The organism is Nocardioides sp. (assembly GCF_016462705.1).
In the GTDB taxonomy this organism is placed as follows: domain Bacteria; phylum Actinomycetota; class Actinomycetes; order Propionibacteriales; family Nocardioidaceae; genus Nocardioides.
Genome location: NZ_JAEMSS010000190.1, coordinates 1 through 3,689, shown reverse-complemented (window position 1 = coordinate 3,689; position 3,689 = coordinate 1). Strand labels below are relative to the sequence as shown.

Below are 3,689 nucleotides of genomic sequence, written 5' to 3'. Positions count from 1 at the left end.
AGCCGCACCCGCGCGCCGGACTCGGCGAGCCGCCGCAGCCGCGGGTCGGCCGCGGCCAGGACGGTCTCGTCGTCGAGCCGCGACTCGTCGAACCAGGTGCTCATCGCCGGGCCATTCAGTCGGGCCTGCGCGCCTCGTCGACCAGCAGCACCGGGATGTCGTCCCGGACCGGGTAGACCAGCCCACAGCCCTGGCAGACCAGCTCGCCCTCGCCCTCGGCGGCTCCGTCGACCACGGTGAGGTCCCCGTGGCAGGCGGGGCAGACGATGACGGCGAGGAGCTCCTCGGAGAGGTGTACCGGCGGGGTCATCTCAGGATCCTTCCCTTCGGATCAGCTCGAGCACGTCGTCGCGCACCCGGGTCATGGTCGCGGCGTCGCGGCCCTCGGCGTTGAGCCGCAGCAGCGGCTCGGTGTTGGACGGCCGCACGTTGAAGGCCCAGTCGCGGTGGGCCACGCTCAGGCCGTCGAGCCGGTCCACGTCGACGCCGTCCTGGCCGGCGTACGCCGCCTCGACCGCGTCGATGACGGCCCGCGGGTCCGCGACCTCGGAGTTGATCTCGCCGCTGACCGGGTAGGGGTCGTAGGTCGCCAGCAGCTCCGAGAGCGGGACGTCGGTCTCGGCGAGCGCGGCCAGCGCGTGCAGCGCCGCGAGCATCCCCGAGTCGGCGCGCCAGAAGTCGCGGAAGTAGAAGTGGCCGCTGTGCTCGCCGCCGAAGATGGCGTCGGTCTCGGCCATGGTCGCCTTGATGAAGGAGTGGCCCACCCGGGTCCGGACCGGCGTGCCGCCGAGCCGGGTGACCAGCTCCGGCACCGCCCGGCTGGTGATCAGGTTGTGGATCACGGTCGCGCCCGGCTCCTTGGCGAGCTCGCGGGCCGCGATGAGCGCCGTCAGCGCCGACGGCGAGACGGCCTCGCCGCGCTCGTCCACGAGGAAGCAGCGGTCGGCGTCCCCGTCGAAGGCGAGGCCGACGTCGGCTCCCTCGGCCAGCACCGCCGCCTGCAGGTCACGCAGGTTGTGCGGCTCGATCGGGTTGGCCTCGTGGTTCGGGAAGGTCCCGTCCAGCTCGAAGTACATCGGCACCAGCCGCACCTGGTCGCCGAGGAGGGCGAAGACGGCCGGGGCGGTGTGACCGGCCATCCCGTTGCCCGCGTCGGCCACGACGGTGAGCGAGCGCCCCCGCACGGGGGCGAGGGAGTGCAGGTGGCCGGCGTAGTCGGCGAGCAGGTCGCGCTCGCTGATCGTGCCGCGCGGGCCCGGCACCGGGCGGGGCGAGAGGGCCAGGTCGCGGATCTCGGCCAGCCCCGACTCCATCCCGATCGGTACGGCGTCGGCCCGGCACAGCTTGATGCCGTTGTAGGCCGCCGGGTTGTGGCTGGCCGTGAACATGGCGCCCGGCAGTCCGAGGTGACCGGAGGCGAAGTAGAGCTGGTCGGTGGAGGCGAGCCCGATCATGACCACGTCGGCCCCGGCCTCGGTGGCACCCTCCGCGAAGGCCGCCGCCAGCGCCGGCGACGTCGGGCGCATGTCGTGCCCGACGACGACCGTCGCCGCGCCCGTCACCTGGGTGTGCGCGCGACCGGTCGCACGGGCCAGGGCGGGGTCGATCTGCTCCGGGGCCAGGCCCCGCACGTCGTAGGCCTTGAACACCGCGTGCACGGTGGCCGGGTCCAACGCCGCTTCCGGGTCACCTGCCATGCGGCCGAGCCTAGGGCCTGCCGTGCGCGTCCCTCACCCGGGCACGATCACCCGGGCACGACCACCGAGGGCGGCAGCTCGATGTCCGGGACGAGCTCGAGGAGCAGCGCCCGGACCCGGGTGTCGATGTCGGCGACGATCCGCCGCACGGTGGCGTCGTCCTGGCCCTTCGGGTCGTCCAGCGGCCAGTCCACCATCCGGGTGGTCGGTGACCAGGGGCAGTTGTCGCCGCACCCCATGGTGATCGCGACGTCGCTGGCCGCGACGGTCTCGACGGTGATCAGCTCCGGGGTCTCCCGGCTGGTGTCGAGGCCGAGCCCCTCCAGGACCTTCGCGACCTCGGGGTGGATGTGCTCGCCGGGCTCGGTGCCTCCCGACACCGCGACGACCCGGCCGCGGGCGTAGTGCTCGGTCAGCAACCGGGAGGCGACCGACCGGCCGCCGTTCGCGCGGCAGACGAAGACCACCTGGGGTACGTGGTCGTCACTCACGCCTGTGCTCATGACTGTGCTCCGATCGTAGGGAAGAAGCGGCGCGCCCAGAGGCTCACGTAGACGAGTCCCACCAGGACGGGGACCTCGATCAGCGGGCCGACGACGCCGGCGAGGGCCTGCCCGGATGCGACCCCGAACACCCCGATCGCCACCGCGATGGCGAGCTCGAAGTTGTTGCCGGCCGCGGTGAACGAGACGGCCGTGGCGCGCTGGTAGTCGAAGCCCATCGCACGGGTCAGCAGCATCGAGCCGCCCCACATGATGACGAAGTACGCCAGCAGCGGGAGCGCGATCCGGACGACGTCGAGCGGTTGGTTGGTGATGGTGTCGCCCTGGAGCGCGAAGAGCAGGACGATGGTGAACAACAGGCCGTACAGCGCGAACGGCCCGAGCCGCGGCAGCAGGCGGGTCTCGTACCACTCCCGGCCCTTGGTCCGCTCGCCCCACGTGCGGGTGAGGAACCCGGCCAGCAGCGGGATGCCGAGGAAGACCAGCACCGACTTGGCGATCTCCCACATCGAGACCTCGAGGCCGGTCTGGTCCAGGCCCAGCCAGCCGGGCAGGGTCTCGAGGTAGAAGTAGCCGAGCACGGCGAAGGCGAGGATCTGGAAGACCGCGTTGAGGGCGACCAGGATCGCGGCCGCCTCCCGGTCCCCGCACGCCAGGTCGTTCCAGATCAGGACCATGGCGATGCAGCGGGCCAGGCCGACGATGATGAGCCCGGTGCGGAACTCCGGCAGGTCCGGCAGCAGCAGCCAGGCCAGCGCGAACATCAACGCCGGGCCCAGCACCCAGTTGAGGACGATGGAGGCGCCCAGCAGGCGCCGGTCGCCGGTGACGTGCCCGAGCTCGTCGTAGCGGACCTTGGCCAGGACCGGGTACATCATCACGAGCAGCCCGACCGCGATCGGCAGGGACACCGAGCCGACCTCGACCGAGGCCAGGGCGTCGTCGAGGCCGTCGACCAGACGACCCAGGAGCAGCCCCGCGACCATCGCGACGCCGATCCACAGCGGCAGGAACCGGTCGAGTCTCGAGAGGCGCTGGAGGACCGGGTCGTCCACGTCGCGGACGGTGTCGCTCACGGTCGCTCCTGACCGACCGGCAGCACGAAGATGCTGCCCAGCGCGGCCATCGCCTCGGGACGCGCGAGGTAGTAGACCCAGGTGCCGCGCTTCTCGCGGTCCACCAGACCGGCCTCGTGCAGGACCTTGAGGTGGTGGCTGATGGTCGGCTGGGCCAGGTCGAAGTGCGGCAGCAGGTCGCAGACGCAGGCCTCGCCGCCCTCGTGGGAGAGCACCAGCGACAGCAGCCGGAGCCGGGTCGGGTCGGCGAGGGCCTTGAGCATCGGCACCACCCCGACCGCCTGGTCGGAGGTGATGGGCTCGCGGGCCAGCGGTACGCAGCTGGCCAGGGACCCCGACGACCCCGACAACCCCGACGACCCAGACATCGACACACGTCGATATTGACAGACTTCGATATGGCGCGCCAGTCG

Annotated in this window: 5 protein-coding genes; all 5 read right to left on the bottom strand. The window is 72.1% G+C overall.

Features of this window, described 5'->3' with window-relative positions; translation table 11 throughout:
• Window positions 1-115: 115 nt before the first annotated feature.
• Genes JHD21_RS18660 through JHD21_RS18640 form a run of 5 tightly spaced genes read right to left on the bottom strand, consistent with a single transcriptional unit; the run spans window position 116 to window position 3,644 of the window.
• On the bottom strand, window positions 116-310 hold the full coding sequence (locus JHD21_RS18660; protein WP_292678265.1) for a Trm112 family protein: 195 nt from the start codon (window positions 308-310) through the stop codon (window positions 116-118).
• Window position 311: 1 nt separating this feature from the next.
• A complete protein-coding gene (locus JHD21_RS18655) occupies window positions 312-1,697 on the bottom strand; it encodes a phosphomannomutase/phosphoglucomutase (RefSeq protein ID WP_292678264.1) in 1,386 nt (461 codons plus the stop codon).
• A gap of 47 nt (window positions 1,698-1,744) precedes the next feature.
• The gene (locus tag JHD21_RS18650) at window positions 1,745-2,200 is read right to left on the bottom strand and encodes a heat-shock protein HtpX (protein WP_292678262.1); all 456 of its coding nucleotides are present in this window, start codon (window positions 2,198-2,200) and stop codon (window positions 1,745-1,747) included.
• Window positions 2,197-3,276, bottom strand: a complete 1,080-nt coding sequence (gene arsB / locus JHD21_RS18645; RefSeq protein ID WP_292678261.1) for an ACR3 family arsenite efflux transporter — start codon at window positions 3,274-3,276, stop codon at window positions 2,197-2,199. The genes JHD21_RS18650 and arsB overlap by 4 nt, the downstream gene beginning before the upstream one ends.
• A complete protein-coding gene (locus JHD21_RS18640) occupies window positions 3,273-3,644 on the bottom strand; it encodes a metalloregulator ArsR/SmtB family transcription factor (protein WP_292678259.1) in 372 nt (123 codons plus the stop codon). The genes arsB and JHD21_RS18640 overlap by 4 nt, the downstream gene beginning before the upstream one ends.
• Between the last annotated feature and the right edge of the window lie 45 nt (window positions 3,645-3,689).